We start from the raw sequence: 21,815 nt of genomic DNA on the forward strand, positions 1-21,815 counted from the left end.
TTCCCTTACTGTTGAGAGACGGACGTTGCTGATGCCTTGTTTCAGACGACTTGAATGCCGTTTTGCACCCACAAGTGGTGGCTCGGATCCTCCTGTGCCGTGTATTGAACATAGTCGATGCCGTCGGCCTGCTGCGCGCCATCGGCGACCCAGCCATCGGTCATGTGCACGCTGTCCTTGTCATCACCCTTGATCAGCAGGGTGTTGTTGTCAGAGGAAGTGATCGCCAGCAGGTCGCTGAGGTTCAACGTCAGTGACACCGCAGTGGAATGGTTGAGGTCGAGGATTTCGACGTTGTGGATCTTGCTCTGCAGATCGCCGAGGTTGATCGATACGTCGCCACCGGCCCACAGCAGCGTGTCGGTGCCGCTGCCGCCATCGACCGAGGTGAACTGCTGGTCGGCGATGATCAGCGTGTCGTTGCCGGCCCCGCCTTGCAGGGTAACGGCGCCGCCGTGCGAGCCGTCGAGGGTGTCGTTGCCGTCGGTGCCCTGGATCAACTCGCTGGCGGCAGGCGCGTGAGCCAGACCGAGGTCATCGCTGGCCAGCGTCGAGAACGCGGTGCTGGCGAAGGCGCCGGCCTTGTTCAGGTCGATGGTCAGTGTGGCGGTATCGACCGTGCCGTTGGGGTGAGTGAGCTGATAGGTGAAGGTGTCTTCCTGACCGATCACTGCATCGGTCAGCCCGGCCTTGAGCGTGTAGGTGTAATTGCCGTTGGCCTGCACCAGCAGCGTGCCGTAGTTGCCCACCAGCGAGACGCCGTTGTAACCCGGCGCCACGTAACTGCCGGCGACCAACACGCTGAGCAGGGTGTAGACCGAGCCCAACACATCGGCGCCGCCGCCTGCGGTGTCGGTGAGCAGGTTGCCCGACACCGGCGTGTAGCTGCCGACCACGAACTGGTTGGTGTAGGTGGCGACGTTGATCAGGCTGGTGTTGACGCTGGTCAGCAGGCCGAGGCCGCCGACCGCCACCCGCACCTGATAAGTGCCGGCGGTCTGGTCGTCGAACTTGATGCCGTAATTGCCACCGCCGAGATTGAGCAGCGCGTTGCCGCCGTAGCTCTTGACCAGCACGTACTGGTTGGTCGCGGTGTTGAGTTTGTACAGGCCTACCGTCATCGAACCAAGCAACGCCAGCAGGTTGCTCGAATTGACCACCACGGTCAGATCGCTGACGGTGTCTGCCGCGACCACGGTGTTGTAGTTGCCGCTGCCACCGCCCAGCAACACGTTGAACGTGCCGAGGGCGGAAGTGCTGGTGACTTCGCGGTTGACCAACGTGACGTCAGTCGACGCGATGTCCGCCGTAGCATCGACCACCAGCGCCGGGCTGCCGAGGTTGGCGTCGTTCCACACTTCGGTGGCTTGCGGGCTGTCGATGCGCACGTACAGGTTGGCGGTGTCGCTCAAGCCGTTCGGGTGCACCAGTTGATAATTGAACACGTCAACCTTGCCGACGCTGCTGACGCTGCCGTTGGGCTTGTAGCTGTAGTTGCCGTTGGCGTCGATGGTCAGGGTGCCGTACAGCCCTTGCACCGTGGTGCCGGCCCCGGCGCTGACCCAGGCGCCGTTCTTGAAGATCTGCAATTGCGCGCCGTTGTCCGGGCCCGTCTGGTCGGCGGTGCCATCGACGCCAACATTGGTGATGACGTTGCCGGTCACCGCCGGCCCGGCGATGCCGTTGAACTGGGTCAGGCTGCTGACGTCGAGTTGCAGTTGCGTGTTGACCGTGGTCAGCACGCCGATGCCGGTGCTTGACACGGTCAACCGGTAGTCGCCTGACAGCAAGTTACCAATGTCGACGCGCACGCCTTGCCCGGTGAGGGCAATCAGGTCGAGCAGACCGCTGCTGCCGTTGACGTCCAGGGTGACCCAGGTGCCGCTGGCATTCTTCACCTGCAATGTGTAGACCACGCCGTCGAGCAGCGAAATCAGGCTGTTGGTGGTCAACGTCAGGGTTGGATCAAGCCGCGTGCCGCCGGCCACGGTGAAGGTGAAGGTTTTCGAGAAGCCGGCCAGCAGTGTGGTGAACGAGTCGTTGAAGGTCTGCGACGCGGTGACCGGGGCGAGGGTAACGGTGCCGACGGCAAGGTTGTCGCTGGCCACCACCGGTGCGTTGACGTCGATATCCGGCGCCGTGACATTCGCGGCAACCGAGACGTTGCCGCGCGCATCGCTGAGGTTGACGGTGAGTTTTTCGCCGTTGATCTGCGCGCTGTTCAGGGCAATGCTGAACACCCCGAGGTTGTTGACCGTGCCGGTCCCCAGAACGGTGCCGCTGGCCGATTTGATCGTGACGGTTGCGCCGATCTCACCGGTGCCGGTGACGGTCAGACCGTCGGCGCCGACCAGCAGCGCCGTCGCCGCAGCAGGTGGCGTCAGGTCGGGCGCGGTGGCGCTCGCCGCTGCCGAGACGTTGCCGCTCGGGTCGGCCTGGGTGACGCTGAGCACCTGGCTGTTGATCTGCGCCGAGGCCAGCACCACCGAGAAGCTGCCGTTGGCCGCGACGGTGGCGGTGCCGAGCACCACACCGCCGCCGCCACGCACACTGATCGTTGAGCCGGGCACACCAATGCCGGTGAGCAGAGTGCCGCTGCCATTGACGCTGACGCCGGTCGGCGCACCGGGCGCGGTGACGTCCGGCGCCGTCAGGCTGGCGTTCGGCGAGAGGTTGCCGGCCGGATCGACCAGGCGCACGGTCAACAACTGGCCGTCCAGTTGCGCGGTGTTCAAGTTGAAGCTGAAGGTGCCTCCACTGCCCACTGTGCTGGTGCCGAGCAGCGCGCCGCCCGGGCCGTAGACATTGACCGTCGCGCCCGCTTCGCCAGTGCCGCTGACGGTCAGGCCATTGGCGGCCAGCGCCAGACCGGTCGCCGCGACCGGTGCCTGGGTGTCATTGGCGGTCAGGTTGAACACTGGCGACAGATTGCCCGCCGGGTCTGCCTGTTGGACGTTGAGCTGTTGACCGTTGAGCTGGGCGCTGGACAGTTGCACGGTGAAGGTACCGCCGGCGTTGACCACCGCAGTGCCCAGCACGGTGCCGGCGGCGTTGGTCACGCTGACCGTGGCGCCGGCCTCACCCGTGCCGCTGACCGCCAGCCCGGTGCCGTTCAGGGTCACATTGCTCAATCCTGCCGGTGGCGTTGTGTCGGCGACGTTGAGGTTGGTCGACGGCGATACATTGCCCGCCGCATCGCTCTGACTGACGCTCAATTGCTGACCGTTGAGTTGCGCCGAGGACAAGGTCACCGAGAACGTGCCGTTGCCCGCCACGGTTGCCGTGCCCAGCACCGTGCCTCCCGGGCCACGCACAGTGACGAGGGCGCCGGCTTCACCGAGCCCGCCCAGCACCAGCCCGGCGCCGCTGAGCAGCAGCGCGGTCGGTGCGGCGGGGGGCGTGATGTCGGGTGCGGTGACGTTGAGACCGGACGACGTGTTGAGGGCCGCATCAGTCTGAGTGGCATCGAGTAGCTGGCCGTTCACCTGTGGCGCATTCAGTTGTGCGCTGAACGTACCATTCGCCGCCACCACCGTTTCACCCAGCAACACGCCGCCCGCGCCGGTGATCCTCACCGTTGCGCCGACTTCGCCGCGACCGCTGACCAGTGTACCGCTGGCATTCACTGCCAGATCGCTGAGTGGCGCGGGTGCCGAGGTGTCATCCGCAGTGATCTCGGTGGGCAGCGAGGCGCCGCCCAGCGGCGTGTTCGCCGTGACCTCAAGGCTCTGGCCATTGGTTTGCGCCGACGTCAGCACGACACTGAACGTGCCGTCCGGACCGGTGATGCCGGTGCCGATCAGGCTGTTGTCAGCGCCGAAGACGTTGATGGTGGTGCCGATTGCAGCGGTGCCGGTCAGCGTCACGCCATCGTCTGACAGGAGCAGATTGGCCGGTGCGTCCGGCGCCGGGACAGCCGGTACGTTCAGGATGGCATCAGCGGAAACGTTATTGGCCGCGTCCGTCTGAATGACAGTCAACACCTGACCGGCCGTGATACCCGGCGCCAGGTCGACCAGGAACGTACCGTTGGCCGCGACCGTGGCGGTGCCGACGACATTGCCCAGCGCATCGGTCACCTCGACGCTGGCCCCGGCTTCACCACGCCCGGCGAGTTGGCTCAGGTCACCGCTGATGGTCAGACCGGTGACGGCATCCGGAGCGCTGATATCGGGCACCGGGAAGGGCAGCGTTGGCGATGCGTTCAGCGCCTCGTCCGTGGCAATCACCGACAACACCTGGCCGTTGGTCTGCGGTGGATCAAGCTCGATGGTGTAGGTACCGTTGGCCAAGGCTACCGCTGTACCCAGCACAGTGCCGCTGTCCGACAACACCGTCACGGTGCTGCCCGCTTCGGCAGTCCCGGTGAGCAAAATGCCGTCCGCAGCCAAGGATGTGACAGTTGGCGCGAGCGGTGCGGTGCTGTCCGGCGCATCGACCAGAGCGGGTTCGGACAGGTTGTTTTTAGCGTCGGCCTGGACCACGGACAGCGTGCGGCCGTCGAGTTGCGCAGCGGACAGCGTCACGCTGAAATTGCCGTCGGCGGCCACTGTTGCGGTGCCAAGCACCACCGCACCGTCGCGCACGGTGACGAGCGCCCCGGGCTCGCCGGTGCCGGTCACGGTCAGGCCGTCCTGGCTGACATTGAGCTCGGCGACTTCCAGTGGAACGGTGGTGTCGCCTGCTTGCAAGGGTGCGGTCGGTGAAGTGTTGGAGGCAAGATCCGTCTGATTGACGCTCAGCTGCTCACCGTTCACCTGCGCGGGGTTGAGGGTCACGCTGAACGAGCCGTTGGCGGCCACGGTTGCCGAGCCCAGCACGGTGCCGGTCGCGCTGAGCACGCGCACCGTGGCGCCGGCTTCACCGCTGCCGGTCAGTGTCAATCCATCAGCCGAAAGTTGCAGCCCGGTAGGGGCGGCCGGTGCGGTGACGTCCGGCGCGGTAACCGGCGCTGCGGGCGAAGGGTTGCCCGCGGCATCGCGCTGGATCACCGACAGGGCCTCGCCGTTGAGCAGCGGCTGATTCAGGGTCACGCTGAAACTGCCGTCGGGCGCAACGGTGCCGGTGCCGACGATGGTGCCGACCGCGTTGGTAATAACCACTTGCGAGCCCGCCGCGCCGGAGCCGGTGATCAGGCTGCCACTGGCATCGATCGCCACATCGGTCAGTGCCGCCGGCGGTGTGCTGTCGGCAGCCACCAGCGTGCCGGCAGGCGAGGTGTTGCCAGCGGCATCCGCGAGCTCGACGAAGATCGTTTCGCCGTCGGTCTGCGCCGGTGAAAGGCTGATCTGGAACAGCCCGTCACTGCCGACCGTGCCGGAGCCCAGCACCGTGCCATCGGCCAGCGTCACGCTGACCTCGGCGCCGACTTCGCCACGGCCGGTGAGCACGTCGCCGGCCACATTGATCTGCAGATCCACAGGCGTAGCGGGCGGGGTCAGGTCCGGTGCGGTGACCGGCACCGGTGCGCTGACGTTGCCGGGTGGATCGGCCTGCTGCACGTTGAGGATCTGTTCGTTGATCTGCGGCGGGTTCAACGTCACGCTGAACGAGCCGTCAGCGAGCACCACGCTGGTGCCGAGCAGGGTGCCGTTGGCATCACGCACGGTCACGGTCGCGCCGGGTTCGCCGGTGCCGGTGACCAGCGCGCCCGAGCTGTTGATGTCGACGTTGGCCAGCGGGTCAGGCGGGGTGAAGTCGGGGGTGGTCAGGCTCACCGCCGGCGAGTCGTTGCCCGCCACGTCGGCCTGCACCACGCTGATCACTTCGGCATTGCTCAGCGCCGGGGTCAGCGTCAGGGTGAAGGTGCCGGTCGGGCTGACCAGCGCAGTGCCGAGGACATTGCCGTCACTGTCGATGACCCGCACCTGCGCGCCTGGTTCGCCACGCCCGGTCAGGGTCGCGCCGTCGCCGCTGATGCCCAGTTGCGACACCGCCGCTGGCGGCGTGCTGTCGACCGAGGTGAACGGTGTGGCCGCCGAGGTGTTGCCTGCTGCGTCGGTCAGCGACACGGTCAGTGCCTGGCCGTTGGCTTGCGGCGTGGTCAGTGTGATCGCAAAGCTGCCGTCGATGCTCACGGTGCCGGTGCCGACCAGCGCTCCCGCGGCGTTGAACACATTGACCGTGGTGCCGGCCTCGCCGGTGCCGGTCAATACGCTGCCGTCATTGCTGACCGCCAGGGCGGTGGGTGGGGTGGGGGCGAGCAGATCCGGGGCGATCAGGTTGACGCTGTTGGATTCATTGCCAGCGGCATCGGCTTGACTCAGGCTCAGGGTCTGGCCCGAGGTTTGCGCCGGGTTGAGGGTCACGCTGAAGGTGCCGTTGGCCGCCACCACCGCGCTGCCGAGGATCGCTCCGCCAGTGCCAAGCACGGTCACCGTGGCGCCGGCTTCACCGCGTCCGGTGAGGGCGATGCCGTTCGGCGCGAGGCTGAGTTCGCTGAGTGGCGTCGGCGCGGCGATGTCGGCAGCGGTGTAGTCGGTAGGCGACGAGTTGACGCCCGTCGTCGATGTCGCCACGGCAGACAATTGCTCGCCGTTCAGTTGCGCCGCGTTGAGGGCCACGCTGAAGCTACCGTTGGCCGCGACCACTGCACTGCCGAGCAACACACCCGAGGCATTGCGAATGCTCACGGTGCTGCCAGCCGTGGCGGAGCCGGTCAGCGTCAGACCGTCGGCGCTGAGGGCCAGATTGGTCGGCGCACTTTCCGCCAGATTGCCCGGCGCCGTCACCGGAGTCGCCGGGCCGCTGTTGCCGGCGGTATCGATCTGCACCACGGAAAGCGTCGAGCCAGCCACTGCGGCCGGCGACAAGCTGACGCTGAAATTGCCGTTGTTGCCGACAGTGGCGGTGCCCAACAGCGCACCGCCAGCGTCACGCACTTCCACGCTGGCGCCGACTTCTCCGATACCGGTCAACGTCGCACCGTTGGCGCTCACCGCCAGATCGTTCGCCGCTAACGGCGCAGTGGTGTCAGCGGCATTGAGAATGGCCGGGGCGGACGGATTGCCCGCCGCGTCGGTGGCTGTCACGTTCAGCGACTGGCCGTTGGCTTGCGCGGAATTGAGCGTCAGCTGGAACGTGCCATTGGCGGCGGCTGTCGTGGTGCCGAGCAGGTTGCCCTGGCTGTCACGCACGATCACCGTGCTGCCGGCTTCGGCGTTACCGGCCAGTTGCACGCCGGCGGCGTTCAAGGTCAGTCCGCTCGGAATGGCTGGCGGGGTCAGATCGACCGCGATCACTTCAACCGCCGTGGAGACGTTGCCCGGCGGGTCTTCCTGAGTAACTGTCAAGACTTCGGCATTCAGCTGTGGCGTGCTCAGCGTGACGCTGAACGCACCGCCGCTGCCGACCTGCGCGGTACCCAGCACGGTACCGTCGGCGCTACGCACAGACACGGTGGCTCCAGGCTCGCCGTGACCGGTCACGGTCACGCCGTCGGCATTCACCACGACCTGTGTCAGTGCAGCCGGAGGGCTGATGTCGGGCGCGTTGAGGCTCGCCGATGGCGAGACATTGCCGGTAGCATCGGTCTGGCTGATCGCCAACGCTTCACCGTTGGTGGGCGCGGGCGCCAGCGTCACGCTGAACGAACCGTCGGCGCCGACCACCGCGCTACCCAACACCGTGCCGCTGGCGTCGCTGACGTTGACCGTCGCACCGACTTCGCCCGTGCCGCTGAGCGTAGTGCCGTCGGCGCTGATCAATGGGTTCTGCACGGCGGCGGGCGGCGTGCCGTCAATGGTGAGCACGCCGGCGGCGGTGGAAGTGTTGCCGTTGGCATCGGTCAGGGTGACTTGCAGGGTTTCGCCGGTGGTCTGCGCGTTGGGCAGAGTGACCTGGAAGTTGCCGCTCTGATCGACCAGACCGGTCGCCAATACATTGCCGGCGGCATCGCGCACGGTCACAGTGCTGCCGGCTTCGCCCTGGCCTTTGACCACGGTGCCGACGTCATTGATGCTGACGCCGGTTGCGGCAGCGGGCGGTTGCAGGTCGGTGGCGATGAGGCTGGCAGGCTGCGACGGATTGCCAGCGGCGTCGCTCTGGATCACGGTGAGCGACTGGCCATTGAGCTGCGCCGGTGTCAGCGTCAGGCTGAAGCTGCCATTGCCGGCCACCAGCGCGGTGCCCAGCACCGTGCCATTGCTGTCGGTGACAGTGACTGTCGCGCCGGCTTCGCCACGGCCGGTCAGCGCACTGCCGGTGGCGTTCAATATCAGATTGCTCACCGCCTCGGGTGGCGTGCCATCGGCGGCCGTCACCGTGCCCGGCACCGAGACATCGCCGTCAGGGTTGGTGGCGGTGACTTGCAATACTTGCGCGTTGATCTGCCTGGCACTGAGCAACAAGGTGAAGCTACCGAATTCATTGATCAGGCCTGACCCGAGTACATCGCCATTGCTGTTGGTCACGGTCACCGTGCAACCGGGCGTTCCCGTGCCGGTCAACGTGAAACCATCAGCGCTCAAGACCAGATCTTCCGGGGTCGCGACCTGGCTTCCGTCAAGGCCCGTCAGCGGAACGGCCGGAGAATCGTTGCCGCCGCCGTCAGTGCTGATCACTTCCAGATCACCGCCAGGCTCGGCCGGCGGACTCAGGGTTACTACGAAGCGGCCATCCGCACCCGCCGTCGCGGTGCCCAACACCGTGCCACCGCCGACGATGCTGACGGTGACCAGCGTGCCGGGCTCGGCGAGGCCGGACACTTGATTGCCTGCCGGGTTGAGCGCCAGATCGCTGACCGGCGCCGGTGGGGTGCTGTCGGGTGCGGTGACAGTACCCGGCAGAGAATCGTTGGTGCCGTCCGACACCACCACTTGCAGGGCTTCGCCGTTGGTCTGGGCGGTATCGAGGTTGACCGTGAAAGCGCCCGTACCGTCAGCGGTCGCGGTGCCGATGACGTTGCCGTTGGCGTCGAGCACTTCGACGGTATTGTTTGGCTGCGTGGTGCCGGTGACCGTGGCACCCGCCGGGTCGATGATCAGCCCGGTCGGGACTGGCGGTGCGGTGATGTCCGGCGCGGTGACCGGGGCGGCCGGCGAGGGCAGGGTACTCGCATCGGTCTGGGTCACGCTCAACACCTGGCCGTCGAGTTGCGCCGGGCTGAGGTTGACGGTAAAGCTGCCGGTGCTGGCAACCTGCGCGGTGCCGATTACCGAACCATCCGGCGCGGTCACCGTAACAGTGCTCCCAGCCTGGCCCGTACCGGTCAGAGTCACGCCGTTGCTGTTCAGGAGCAGATTGTCGGGTGCCAGCGGAGCGGTAGTGTCTGCCGCCGTTAGCGGGGTGCCGGGAGAAACGTTGACACCATCCGATTGGCTGACTTGCAGCGGCTGACCGTTGGTTTGCGGGCTGTTCAGCGAGACCGAAAACGCACCGTTGCCGTCGACGATCGCGGTGCCCAGGGTGTTGCCGGCCAGGTCCTTGACCGACACCGTGGCGCCGGGCTCGCCGGTACCGGTGAGTGTGCTGCCCGTCGGATCCAGCGCCAGATTCGCCGGCGCGCTGGGGGCTTGGATATCGGGAGCCTGAACCGGCACCCCCGGCGATGCCGACGCCGAGGCGTCGGTCTGCACGACGTTCAAATTCTGGCCGTTGGTCTGGGGCGAGGAAAGATTGATTTCAAAACGACCGTCGTTGCCGACGACAGCGGATCCGAGGACCACGCCGCCTGCGTCAGTGACAGTCACGGTGGCGCCTGGCTGGCCCGCACCGGTGACCACGCCGCCGTTCGCCGAAATGTCGACATTGGAGACCGCGACCGGTGTGGTCAGATCGGGTGCCGTGACGTTGACCGGCGCCGATGGGTTGCCGTCCACATCGGTCTGAATCACTTGCAGTTGTTGCGCATCGGTCTGCGGCGTCGAGAGGTTGACGGTGAAATTGCCGTCGCTGCCGACCGTGCCGGTGCCGATGATATTGCCCGCCGGATCGCGCACGGTGATCGCGGCGCCGGCCTCACCCTGACCGGTCAGCGTCTGCCCTTGATTATCCAGGGTGACGCCCGTCAGTGGCGCCGGACCTTGGGTGTCAGGCGTTACATGTGTCAGCGGGGCTGAGGTGTTGCCAGCGGCGTCGCTGGCGCTGATCTGCAGGGTTTCGCCGTTGTTTTGTGGCGGGCTCAGTTGCAAGGTGAAGGTGCCGTCGGCGGCGACCACTGCCGAGCCGAGCAGGTTGCCGTTGGCGTCGCGGACGGTGATGGTCGACCCGACCTGACCGCGTCCTTTCATTTGCTCGCCATTCACGCTCAAAACGATGTCGCTGGGCTGCGTCAGGCCGTCGAGGTCGACCGCGATGACGGTCACTGCGGGCGAAGGATTGGCCGCCGCGTCGGTGAGTTGCACGCTGAGTGCTTCACCGTCGATTTGCGCCGCGTTGAGTGGCACCGTGAATGAACCGTCTGCCGCAACAAGTGCGGTGCCGAGCACGGTGCCTTGGGCATTGGTGACGCTGACCGTGCTGCCGGGCTCGCCGCGGCCGGTGACAGACAGGCCATCGCTGCTCACGGATACATCCGTTGCGGCAGCGGGGCCGGTAATATCCGCTGCGTTGAATGTCACCGCAGGCGATTGCGCGCCGACACTATTGAGCGCGACAACGCTGATCACTTCACCGTTGGCTTGCGCTGGGCTGAGGGTCACCGTAAAGGTACCGTCAGCGCCGACCGTGGCACGCCCGAGCACGTCGCCATTGGCGGCCCGCACTTCGACCGTGGTGCCGGCCCTGGCGGTACCGCTGAGCTGGCTGCCGTCACTGCTCAGACCGAGATTGGCGGGTGTTTGCGGTTCGATGATCTCCGGTGCGCTGATTGTCGCGCCCGTGGAGATATTTCCGGCCGCATCGACGGCATTGACGGTCAGCGATTGACCGCCGGTTTGTGCAGGGCTGAGTGTCACGCTGAAGGTGCCATCCGCCCCTACCACGGCGCTGGCCAACAGGCTGCCATCGACTGCGCGCACTTGAATGGTCGCGCCGGCTTCACCGCTGCCGCCGAGTTGCGTGCCATCGGCGCTCACGCTGAGATTGGCCGGAGCGGCAGGCGCAGTGGTGTCCGGCGCGGTCACTGTGCCCGGTGTGGACACATTGCCTGCACCGTCGGTCAGCGTCACGTCGAGGGGTTGGCCGTTGTTTTGCGGAGTGTTCAGATCGATCTGGAATTGCCCGTCGGCACCGACGGTGCCAGAGCCCAGCAGATTGCCGGCCGCATCGCGCACCTGCACGACGCTGCCGGGCTCGCCGGATCCAGTCAATGAGCGGCCATCGGCTGACAAGCTCAGGCCGGTGGCCGGGGCGGGCGGCGTCGCATCGCCGTTGCCACCACCACCGCCACCGCCACCACCGCCCGTAGCTGCCGCCGCGCCGCCCGCGCCCAACAAGCCCAGCCCGGCGATCGCCCACGCGGGTGTGGCGCCATCAACCACGCCGACACCGGCGATCAACTCGTCGAGCGAGCCTATTTCGTCGAAGGTAAAGCCATTGAAGGGTTCTGCGTTGTAGCGCGCCTGCCACAGCGTGGCGTCATCACCCTGGAACACAATGTCGTTAGTAACACCTTCGGGGCTGGTGACAAAGAAATTGGTGATTTTGATCTGCTCGCCAGACTTCAGATTCAGGATCAAATCCTGACCGCTGCGACTGGTTGAAGCCAGTTGTTCGGGCCGGGCCGGAATTTGTACAACTGAAGGCTGATTGAGCTGAACGTTACCCCAGTTCTGCGCGGTGAGTTGCGAACTGGCTTTGTCGGCAATAACGATGTTGTCCATTACTACTCCCTGTTAGTGCATCGGCGTATGGCCACGGCTATAGGGAGAACCATAGATTGGGAGTGTAAGTATGGGTCGCCTGTTATCTGACAAGGGATCCAGATAATTACAAATGCACAAGTTAAGACATTGATAAACATGGTTTTAAACGATAGTGCCGTTGGTCGGAACGTTGGATCCAAGTGATTTTCCGTTGAAACAAAATGTGTCGAATGTGACGATCACAACAGACTGGCGTTGACCCGAAACCGGCATCGGGAAGCGAGTGATGGCTACGCGACATTAACTTGCGCGCATCATCGATCAGTCCGAGGCCTGACTCTATTCAAAAGAATTAATGCCTTGGATTTAGCGGAGAGACAGGAGCTGTACAGGAAAACCGGGGCATCTGCGTATGACGCGTCAAGTGCGGTTTTTTGATTGCATGCAATTTCGTGCGCTTGCTATCGAACGTCGAAGTGATCGAGTGCTGCCCGGCGTCGCTGAAAGGAGACGGTTCAAGGAGGAAATCCAATCCCATTCATCGCGGTAAGTGCCTGCATTAACACCTATGGTTGATTGTCGGGTTTCGGTTTTACTGCGAAGATTTTCAGTCGTTTTTCTTCTCCGGCCGCTGCTGGCTACGTTGCGTTGTGGTGGAAGTGGCAGGGGGCTTGATGATCAAACGTTTACCAACGGCTGCGAACGCTATGAATCAAGGCATGCAGGTTCTTTGGAGTGACGCGGAACGCGTGTTCTGTCGCGGTAGACGAGCGTCGGATGCTGGCGCTGTTGCAGTTCTCGTAGCGTCAACCTCGGCTGGGCAGCCGGGTCGCTCCAGTCTTGATCGGTTGGCTCACGAGTACTCACTGAAAGATCAACTCGACAAACGGTGGGCGATACGTCCTGCAGAGCTGCTGCACGACAATGGTCGAGCGCAACTGATCTATGAGGATCCCGGCGGTGTGGTACTTGCTGAGTTGCTCAGTGCGCCGATGGCGATCGAAACGTTCCTGCAGATATCGATCAGCATTGCGCAAGCGCTGGGCGAAATGCACGGCTGCGGCCTGATTCACAAAGACATCAAACCTGCGCATATTCTCGTCGACTGCCATGATGGGCAGGCACGGCTTACCGGCTTCGGCCTGGCTTCGTGTCTGCCACGTGAACGGCAGAGCGTGCAATCGCCGCAAGTACTCGCCGGGACCCTGGCCTATATGGCGCCCGAGCAGACCGGGCGAATGAACCGGTCGGTCGATTCACGCAGCGACCTTTACGCCTTCGGCGTCACGCTCTACCAGATGCTCACCGGATCGCTGCCATTCAACGCTACCGAGCCAATGGAGTGGCTGCACTGCCATATCGCGCGTACGCCCATGGCGCCGAGCGCGCGGGTCGCCACCGTGCCGCCAGTGCTTTCGTGCATCGTCATGAAGTTGCTGGCGAAAACTGCCGAGGAGCGTTACCAGTCCGCCACAGGTCTCGAAGAGGACCTTCGACGTTGCATGACGCAGTGGCAACAGCAACGGCACATCAACCCGTTTGCCCTGGACGAACGAGGCACATTCGGCCGCTTGTCGATACCCGAGAAGCTCTATGGGCGCGACGCCGAAGTCAAGACGCTGGTCAATGCGTTCACGCGCATCGCCGACAACGGGCAGCCTGAGCTGTTGTTGGTCTGTGGCTATTCGGGAATCGGCAAATCCTCTGTCGTCAACGAATTGCATCGCGCGCTGGTCCCGGCAAACGGGCTATTTGCCGGCGGCAAGTTCGATCAATACAAACGCGACGTGCCCTACGCAACATTGGTGCAAGCCTTTCAAGGGTTGGTGCGTACATTATTGAGCGAGAGCGATGCGCAGATCGGCATCTGGCGCGACGCTCTGCGGGCCGCGCTCGGTGCCGATGCGCGATTGATGACGGACCTGATCCCTGAACTGAAGTTGATCATGGGTGAGCCCCCGGCGCTGGCTGACCTGGAGCCTGTTCTGGCGCAACGACGGTTTTTGAAGGTTTTACGCAGTTTCATCGGTGTGTTTGCGCGACGCGAACATCCGCTCGTGCTCTTTCTGGATGATCTGCAATGGCTGGATGGCGCGACGCTGAATTTGCTCGAGGAACTGTTGACGCGCTCGCGGATGGCTCATTTGTTATTGATCGGGGCCTATCGCAGCAATGAAGTCGATGCCGCGCACCCCTTGACCGCCAGGCTGCTATCAATCAGAGCGGCAGGCGGCAGAGTGCAGGAGATAGTTCTGGCGCCGCTCGCCACTGCACATGTCGAAGCGTTGCTGGTTGACGCGATGCACGCAGAACAAACGTCCATTGCGACACTCGCGCAGCTGGTGCTTGAGCGAACCCTGGGCAATCCGTTCTTTGTCATTCGGTTCTTGCAAACCCTCGTCGAGAAAGGCCTGCTTGTTTTCCGCCATGAGGACAGACGCTGGCACTGGGACGCCCAGCTCATTCATGCTCAAGGCTATACCGACAATGTTGTTGACCTGATGGTCGGTAAACTCGTGCAGTTGCCACCGGCCACTCAGCAGGCGCTGCAGGCATTGGCATGTCTGGGGGATACCGCAGGCGTTGACAGCCTGTCTTCTCTGCTTGCCATGCCTGTGCCGCAGGTCCATTCGGCGCTGTGGGCCGCTATCCAGGGTGAATTGATCATTCATCGAGACGACGCCTACGGATTTGCCCATGACCGGATTCAGGAAGCGGCTTATAGATTGATTGCACCGAACGTGCGGGCGCAAAAGCATTTACGGATTGGCCGTTTGCTGCTGGAACAGACACCGGAGCACAAACGCGCCGAGGCGATTTTCGAAATCGTCGGTCAGCTCAATCGCGGTGCGCCGTTAATGGATCAGCAGTCGGAGCGCGTACAACTGGCGCAGCTCAATTGGCTGGCCGGCGAGCGCGCCAGGGCATCTACCGCGTATGCCTCGGCGCTGAAGTATTACTCCCTTGGCGCGGAGTTGCTCGCTCCGGGCTGTCGGGACCCGCATGCAAAGTTGATCTTCGCCCTTGAGTACGGCAAGGCCTTGTGTGAATTCCTCACCCGGCAACTGCGCGCCGCCGAAGCACGTCTGCAGCGGTTGTCCGAGTGCGCCGTCACCGTAGAGGAGCGTACGCAGGTGGCATGTCTGCAAGTCGATCTTTACCTGATTCTGGACCAAAGCGAGAACGCGGTGGCGGTGTGTCTGGGATTTCTGCGCCATCTGGGCATCGACTGGCCGCCTCATCCTTCGGACGATGTGGTGCGTGACGAATACCTGCGTATCGGCCGGCAGCTCGGCAGTCGCAGTATCGGATCGTTGATCGATCTGGCACCCATGCAGGACGCCACTGCCCTGGCGGCGCTCGAAGCGCTGACCAAGCTGATAGTCGCAGCGTTGCACATGGATGGGAACCTGCCGGGTCTGGCGATAGGCAGGGCCATCAACCTGAGCATCGAGTTCGGCAACAGCGATGCGTCTTGTGTGGCCTATGCCAACGTGTCGCGGATTGCCGGCCGGCGTTTTGCCGATTACCCGGCCGGCCTGGCGTTTGCTGAGTTGGGCTGTCGATTGGTGGAGCTGCGCGGTCTGGAGCGTTATCAGGCGCGCACGCAACTGGCTTTTTTGCTGTTTGCCCAGCGCTGGGTGCAGCCGGTGCGCAGCTGTCACGGGCCGTTGCGTCAGGTATTCGAAGTTGCCAACCGAACCGGTGATCTGCCGGTAGGCGCTTTTGCCGGTAACAGTTTGGTATCGAACATGCTGGCCGCTGGCGAGCCCTTGGCCGAGGTGCAGGCAGAAGCTGAAAGCGGTTTGGCCTATGCCCGCAAAATCGGCTTCGCCGTGGGCATCGACTTTATCGAAACGCAGTTGGCGTTCATCCAGATGCTCCGAGGCCAGACGCAACTCTTCGGAAGTCTCGAATCCGAGCGATCAGCCCCTGGCGATGTGCACAATCTGCGCAACGGAACATCGTTGGTCTCGGCCTGCTGGCGCTCGATTCGCACGTTGCAAGCGCGTTACTTTGCCGGCGACTACGCAGCGGCGACTCGGGCCGGGAACGCCGCGCGGCAGCTGTTGCGCGCCTCACACGCGTTTATTGAAGAAGCCGAGTACGTGTTCTACAGCGCCTTGACCACGGCTGCCCGGTGCAGCATCGCGCCAAAAACCCATCGGCAAGCTGAACTGGAGCTGATCGCCGCTCACCATCAGCAACTACAAGCGTGGGCCGACCTGTGTAAGCAGAATTACGCCAGCCACGCGATGCTTTTGGGGGCCGAAATAGCCCGCATCGAAGGGCGAGCGCTGCAAGCCGAGCAATACTACGAAACGGCGATTCATTTGGCCCAGGACAGCGGGTTTGTGCACATCGAGGCGCTGGCCAACGAACTGGCGGCGCGCTTTTATGCCGAACGTTGCCTGACGAAGATTGCGAGGATGTACCTTCAGGACGCGCGTTATGCCTATCAGCGCTGGGGCGCCGACGGCAAGGTCCGGCAACTGGAAGCCAGCCATGTATTTTTGCAGGCGGAAACGCCGTTGCCCGGCCCGACCAGTACGATCGCTACCCCCGTGGAACAGCTCGATATGGCCACGGTGCTGAAGGTGTCTCAAGCGGCCTCCAGTGAAATCGTTCTGGAGAAGCTGATCGAAATGGTCATGCGCACGGCGATCGAACAGGCGGGCGCCGAGCGCGGTGTGTTGATTCTGCTTGAGGCCGGCGAGCAACGCATCGCGGCCCAGGCAACGACCCGTGATGACGTGACGCAGTTGTCCCTGCGCGATGAGCCGGTCAGTGCCACGCTGATTCCTCAGTCGATTCTGTTACATGTCCTGCGAACCGAGGAGAACCTGTTCCTTGATGACGCCTTGCACGAACCGCCGTTTGCCGCCGACCCGTACGTTCGTGAGCATCACGCCCGGTCGGTGCTGTGCCTGCCGCTGTTGCATCAGGCGCAACTGATAGGCGCCCTGTACCTGGAAAACAATCTGGCACCACGGGTATTCAGCCCCACGCGGATCGCCGCGCTGAAACTTGTGGCCTCGCAGGCCGCGATCTCGCTGGTCAATGCGCGTCTGTACCGCGATATCGAAATGCGCGAAGCGAAAATCCGTAGATTGGTCGATGCCGATATTATCGGCATTCTGTTCTGGACGGCCCAAGGCGAGGTAATGGAGGCCAACGACGCGTTTCTGCGCATGGTTGGCTACGAGCGTGAAGATTTGTTGCGCGGCCGGGTACGCTGGCGGAATATGACCCCGCCGGAATTTTTGCACATGAGTGAAAACGCGCTCGCGCAAGCACTCGCCACGGGACGCGCAGCCCCCTTCGAGAAGCAATACTTGCGCAAAGATGGCAGCCGCCTGCCAGTGCTTGTCGGTCTGGCTCTGCTCGAAAGCGCGCCAGCCAATGGTGTGGCGTTCGTTCTGGACCTGACCGAACGCAAGCAGGCCGAAGCACAACACCGTGAAGGCGAACAGCGCTATCGCGAGATTCAAACGGAACTGGCGCACGCCTGTCGTGTAGCCACGATGGGCCAGCTCGCTGCATCGATTGCGCATGAAGTCAGCCAGCCACTGGCCTCGACACTGGCCAGTGCACAAGCGGCGGTGCGCTGGCTGGCGGCGCAGCCGGCGAATGTCGAGGAAGTGCGCCTGTGTCTGGAGCGTATCGTCAAGGATGCCAATCGCGGCAGTGAAGTGCTGGCGCGCATCCGTGGTCTCATACGCAAAGCGCCGCAGCCCAGGGAGCCGGTGAATCTCAATGACGTGATCAGCGAAGTCATTGAAATCACTCGCGGTCAGGCCGACAAAAGTGCCGTTGTGATCCATGTCGACATGCGTGACGATTTGCCCGCCGTCAATGGCGATCGGGTCGAGCTGCAGCAAGTCGTACTCAACCTCATGATGAACGCACTGGAAGCCATGAGCGGCATGGGCGCGGGCCGTCGCGAGTTGCGCATTTGCACTCAGTACGACGAAGCGGGGCAGGTCAGGGTGAGTGTCAGCGACTCTGGACCGGGGTTCGGTTCACAGTCGAACGAGCGCTTGTTCACGCCGTTCTACACCACCAAACCCAGTGGTTTGGGCATGGGCCTGGCGATTTGTCGTTCGACCATCGAGGTGCATGGGGGGCAGCTCTGGGCTTGCGCCAACCAGCCGTGTGGCGCTGTAGTCCAGTTCGTGCTGCCCGCAGAGGCGCCACTCTGACAATAAAAAAACGCCCGGCCAAAACATCAATGGCGGGCGTTCGGGAAGTGCCGGCACAACAAGGAGAGCGCCGTGCCGGTCAGGGACGAAACCTCAAGTCAGGCGCTGGCAGCGGAGCTCGATGCCAGGCGCAGACGATTGCAACTCAATAAGCGCATGACGTAGCCGAGTTTGATCGCGGTCGGTCCAAGGATCGTCAGAGCATGCGCGGCCACCAGTTGCCCAAGGCGTAGATACGCATCGAGCCAATAGGCGAGGACAATCCCGACGACAAGCATGATCAAGCCGCCGAACAGCAATACATGCGACAACTTCAACACACGCTGCGCACTGTCGAAAAAGCCATACAGGCTGATCATGCCAACCACTCACGCCACAGGAATCGATGGGTCGGCGGCGGCCAGCGCAGCAGCGCGATCAGCGGCCGGCGGGTAGATCCAGACTGTGTTGATCTGGGTCTTGAGGTCCTTCGCTTCTTGCCCGACCAGTTTCAGCTGACGATCCCAACCCTCGGTGTACACAGCGCCCCAGGCCCCCAGGTCCAGACAGGTGACATACTTGGGCTGGCTGTAGGTCATCGGTTCGATGCCCAGCAAGTCTGCTGCGACGTTGTTGCCGGCATAACGGCCCAGGCTGATCGCGTGCTGGCAGGACATCGCGGCAAAATTGCCAACCGTATCGGTGGCGGCGTACGCGGTGTCACCGGCGGCGAAGACATCCTTGTGGCCCAATACTTTCAGGTGGCCGTCAACATGCAGTCGGCCTTGCAGGTCACGTGTGCCTGCAACCTGTTCGGTGAGCGGGCTGGCGCGGAAACCAACGGTCCAGATCACCGTGCTGGCTTCAATGCGCTGACCATCGGCGAGGGTCACGCCCCCTGCGTCGACCGACACGACCGAGGCGTTGACGATCCATTCCACGCCCAGTTCTTTCGAAGCTTCGACAATCGCAGGGCGGATGCCGTCGCCCAGTGACGCAGCGATCTGTGGCGCGCGGTCTACCACGACCACGCGGATTTTCGCGTCGTCACCCAATGCGGCGCGCAAGCGAGCCGGCATCTCGGTGGCTGTTTCGATCCCCGTAAAGCCACCGCCAGCCACCACTACGGTGTTGCGCGCCGCACTCGGCGGCAGGTTGCTCAATGACTTGATGTGGGCTTCCAGGCGCGTGGCTTCTTCAATCTGATCGACATCGAAAGCGTGCTCGATCATGCCCTCCAGTGCCGGACGGATGACCCGGCTGCCGGCCGCCAGAACCAGGCGGTCATAGCTCAGCGTGCCCTGTGTACCGCTGGCATCGCTGTAGGTGACCTGCCTGTTTTCGGTGTCGATAGTGTCCGCAACACCTTTGACGAACTTCACCCCGACGGCGTCGAACAACTCGCCCAGCGGCGCCGCCATGGTGTGTACATCCGGCTCGTAGAAGCGCGGACGGATGCGCAGCTCCGCCTGAGGAGCGAGCACGCTGATCAGTACGTCGTTACGATCATGCTGGTCCAACAGGCGGGCGGCGCCCAGGGCGCTCCAGACTCCACCAAATCCTGCGCCAATAACCAGAATGTGCTGTTTCATCGGATGACTCCTGAAGAAAAAATGAATCGTTGATGGGGCTGTCGCTTCGAGCCGGACCATCGTCTGGCCCTCGGAATGCATTGGCTGCGATCAATCATCGCGGTACGCGTGGCGGTTCGATTCGCTGTCGATGATGCTATCGGGACAGGGCGCGCGTGACACTTCTACCTAGGGTCAGCGGCGCCATGCCTGAGTGTGAGCCGGGTATACCGGGGTATAGGAGGCCGTTGCGGCGGTCAGTCGGGGCGATTGACGACGGCGTCGATGCAGTTGAGGAGTTCGCCACAGGGAAACGGCTTGGGAAACCAGGCCACCGGTGGCGCCGATTGCGCACTGACCTGGGGCGGCGATCCTTGAAAGCCAGTAATGAAAATGACCGGAATATGCAGCCCTCGGGCGCAGAGCTGGTCATGCATTTGAATCCCGGACAGGCCGGGCATCTGGATATCCGAGATCAGGCAGCGGGTGTCTGGCGCGGCCGCAGACGCCAGAAATGCCTCAGCCGTGGCGAACAGTTGTACGGTGTAGCCGTTGGACCGCAGCAGACTGTCCAGCGCCATGCGCACGGACTCGTCATCATCGACAACCGAAACAACAGCAGTGTGGGCCATTTCTTTCCCTGGGCTCTCTCGGGTAGCCCAGCAAGGACGCCCGCCATGTCGGCAAGATACGCCGCTCTCAAGGGCCGTGTACTTATACGTGTGTATAGAAATCCGCGTGAACTTTCATTCGCTGGCGGTGGCCGCCAGCGAGTCGTCAGCGCGAGAATCGACTGCGATAGTTACGCGGCGTGATCGTCAGGTGACGGAGAAAGGCCGCGCGCATGCGCTCTTCATCACCGAAGCCGCACAATCCGGCGATTTGATCAATGTTGCGCTCAGAGTCCTCGAGCAAGCGTCGCGCCGCTTCAAGGCGCAGCAGTTCCAAAGCCTTTGCAGGGGTCCGGCCGACCTTGTGCTTGTAGACGCGGGCGAAGTTGCGCGGGCTCATTTGCGCCTGGCGGGCCATGGCTTCGACCGTCAGGCGGGGGTCGCCGAGGTGCTCGCTCAGCCACGCGTGCAGGCCATCGAAGTCGCCGCGATCGTTGGTCTGCGATTGCAGCACCTGGCTGAATTGCGCCTGACCGCCGGGCCGCTTGAGAAATACCACCAGTTCCCGCGCGACCTCCAGGGCTACGTCGCGCCCGCAATCGGCTTCGACCAGCGCCAGTGCCATGTCGATGCCGGTGGTCACGCCCGCCGAGGTCCACAGCGTGCCTTGCTGGATAAAGATGGCATCAAGGTCGACATTGATGGTCGGGAAGCCGTTTTTCAGCATGTCGCACATCGCCCAGTGCGTGGTTGCTCGCAGACCGTCAAGCAAGCCGGCGGCGGCCAACAGGAACGTGCCGCTGCATACCGAGGCGACACGCCTGGCCTTGACCGATGTCAGGCGCACCCAGTCAATCAACGCGGCGTTGTCGGCCAGTGCCTGACGAATATTCGGCGCGCCGGGCACGATCAGCGAATCGATGCAGGCGTCGTCGAACTGACTCAATGCGCTGGTCTGAACCGCAAGGCCTTCGGCGGTGGCGATCAACCCGCCCGCCAGGCTCGCCGTGTGCAGGCTGTAGCCCGACAGACCGCGTAGCGTCATGATTTTCGAGGCGGACCAGAACACGGTCTGTGCGCCGGTCAGATCCAGCAGACCCATTTGCGGATACGCCACGAACACCACAGCGCGCGGATGCGCATTTAGAGGGTCAAGTGAGTGTGTGTCGGCAAGAATCGAGTTCATGAGTCGTTGAAGTTCTGGTGTGGCCAAGGCAGGCAAGGGCGCGGCTTGACGGTTATAAGGCATAAATTCCGAGCGCGCCAGCCGCCGCAGCTTGGGTAAAACCTCCTCCTGACGACGCGAACAATCTGCAAGCGTGAGGAAGAGGGCGAGCACTCAGCGACAGGCCATGCAGAAACCAGGCACGGCCCGATAGGCATTGACGTTGCCATTGTCCGCTACGCGGTTTTCCAGCAAGCGATCCGACCCTCCTTCAGCCATGCGGTTTTGCTTGAGATGATCGGAACCATCGGCGGCCAGTCCTCGTTCATGCAAACGGTCGGCACCGCCCTCGGCGATGCTCTGTTCTGGAGCCTTTTGGAGCGTGTACTGGAGCAGCGGCGTCGGTGCGTTTCGATCGCCCTCGGGGCGGCCGCCATTGCGCACTTCGGCGGCGTAGCTGATCGATGACTGAGAGCCGATGGCGGTCATCAAGGTAAAGCTGAACAGCAGATTTGCAAGTTTCATTGAGTTCACCCATTTAT

At 63.4% G+C, this 21,815-nt stretch carries 7 protein-coding genes; 1 reads left to right on the top strand and 6 read right to left on the bottom strand.

Annotation, left to right across the window (positions count from 1 at the left end; translation table 11 throughout):
- Nucleotides 1-41: 41 nt before the first annotated feature.
- The gene (locus tag ACGSLL_RS16330) at nucleotides 42-11,762 is read right to left on the bottom strand and encodes a BapA/Bap/LapF family large adhesin (RefSeq protein WP_394507098.1); all 11,721 of its coding nucleotides are present in this window, start codon (nucleotides 11,760-11,762) and stop codon (nucleotides 42-44) included.
- Nucleotides 11,763-12,463: 701 nt separating this feature from the next.
- Here ACGSLL_RS16330 and ACGSLL_RS16335 point away from each other — a divergent pair.
- On the top strand, nucleotides 12,464-17,947 hold the full coding sequence (locus ACGSLL_RS16335) for a trifunctional serine/threonine-protein kinase/ATP-binding protein/sensor histidine kinase (protein ID WP_394507099.1): 5,484 nt from the start codon (nucleotides 12,464-12,466) through the stop codon (nucleotides 17,945-17,947).
- Between the two features lie 98 nt (nucleotides 17,948-18,045).
- Here the strand turns inward: ACGSLL_RS16335 and ACGSLL_RS16340 are convergent, their stop codons facing one another.
- From ACGSLL_RS16340 to ACGSLL_RS16360, 5 genes are all read right to left on the bottom strand, one after another.
- Complete coding sequence (locus ACGSLL_RS16340) at nucleotides 18,046-18,297, bottom strand: transmembrane sensor/regulator PpyR (protein WP_394507143.1); 252 nt, start codon at nucleotides 18,295-18,297, stop codon at nucleotides 18,046-18,048.
- Nucleotides 18,298-18,315: 18 nt separating this feature from the next.
- Nucleotides 18,316-19,518: an NAD(P)/FAD-dependent oxidoreductase gene (locus tag ACGSLL_RS16345; RefSeq protein WP_394507100.1), complete on the bottom strand. Its 1,203-nt coding sequence runs from the start codon at nucleotides 19,516-19,518 to the stop codon at nucleotides 18,316-18,318.
- Nucleotides 19,519-19,754: 236 nt separating this feature from the next.
- Nucleotides 19,755-20,129 carry a response regulator gene (locus tag ACGSLL_RS16350; RefSeq protein WP_394507101.1) on the bottom strand — a complete coding sequence of 125 codons (375 nt, stop codon included), beginning with the start codon at nucleotides 20,127-20,129 and terminating at the stop codon, nucleotides 19,755-19,757.
- Between the two features lie 145 nt (nucleotides 20,130-20,274).
- Nucleotides 20,275-21,294: a GlxA family transcriptional regulator gene (locus ACGSLL_RS16355; RefSeq protein WP_394507102.1), complete on the bottom strand. Its 1,020-nt coding sequence runs from the start codon at nucleotides 21,292-21,294 to the stop codon at nucleotides 20,275-20,277.
- Nucleotides 21,295-21,447: 153 nt separating this feature from the next.
- Nucleotides 21,448-21,798: a hypothetical protein gene (locus ACGSLL_RS16360; protein ID WP_394507103.1), complete on the bottom strand. Its 351-nt coding sequence runs from the start codon at nucleotides 21,796-21,798 to the stop codon at nucleotides 21,448-21,450.
- Nucleotides 21,799-21,815: the final 17 nt, after the last annotated feature.

Source organism: Pseudomonas retamae (assembly GCF_043496865.1).
Lineage (GTDB): Bacteria > Pseudomonadota > Gammaproteobacteria > Pseudomonadales > Pseudomonadaceae > Aquipseudomonas > Aquipseudomonas retamae.

What these genes read in the sequence shown, in the direction of transcription:
- ACGSLL_RS16360 (WP_394507103.1), bottom strand. Translation starts at nt 21,798, where the DNA reads ATGAAACTTGCAAATCTGCTGTTCAGCTTTACCTTGATGACCGCCATC.
- ACGSLL_RS16335 (WP_394507099.1), top strand. Translation starts at nt 12,464, where the DNA reads ATGCAGGTTCTTTGGAGTGACGCGGAACGCGTGTTCTGTCGCGGTAGA.
- ACGSLL_RS16355 (WP_394507102.1), bottom strand. Translation starts at nt 21,294, where the DNA reads ATGAACTCGATTCTTGCCGACACACACTCACTTGACCCTCTAAATGCG.
- ACGSLL_RS16345 (WP_394507100.1), bottom strand. Translation starts at nt 19,518, where the DNA reads ATGAAACAGCACATTCTGGTTATTGGCGCAGGATTTGGTGGAGTCTGG.
- ACGSLL_RS16350 (WP_394507101.1), bottom strand. Translation starts at nt 20,129, where the DNA reads ATGGCCCACACTGCTGTTGTTTCGGTTGTCGATGATGACGAGTCCGTG.
- ACGSLL_RS16330 (WP_394507098.1), bottom strand. Translation starts at nt 11,762, where the DNA reads ATGGACAACATCGTTATTGCCGACAAAGCCAGTTCGCAACTCACCGCG.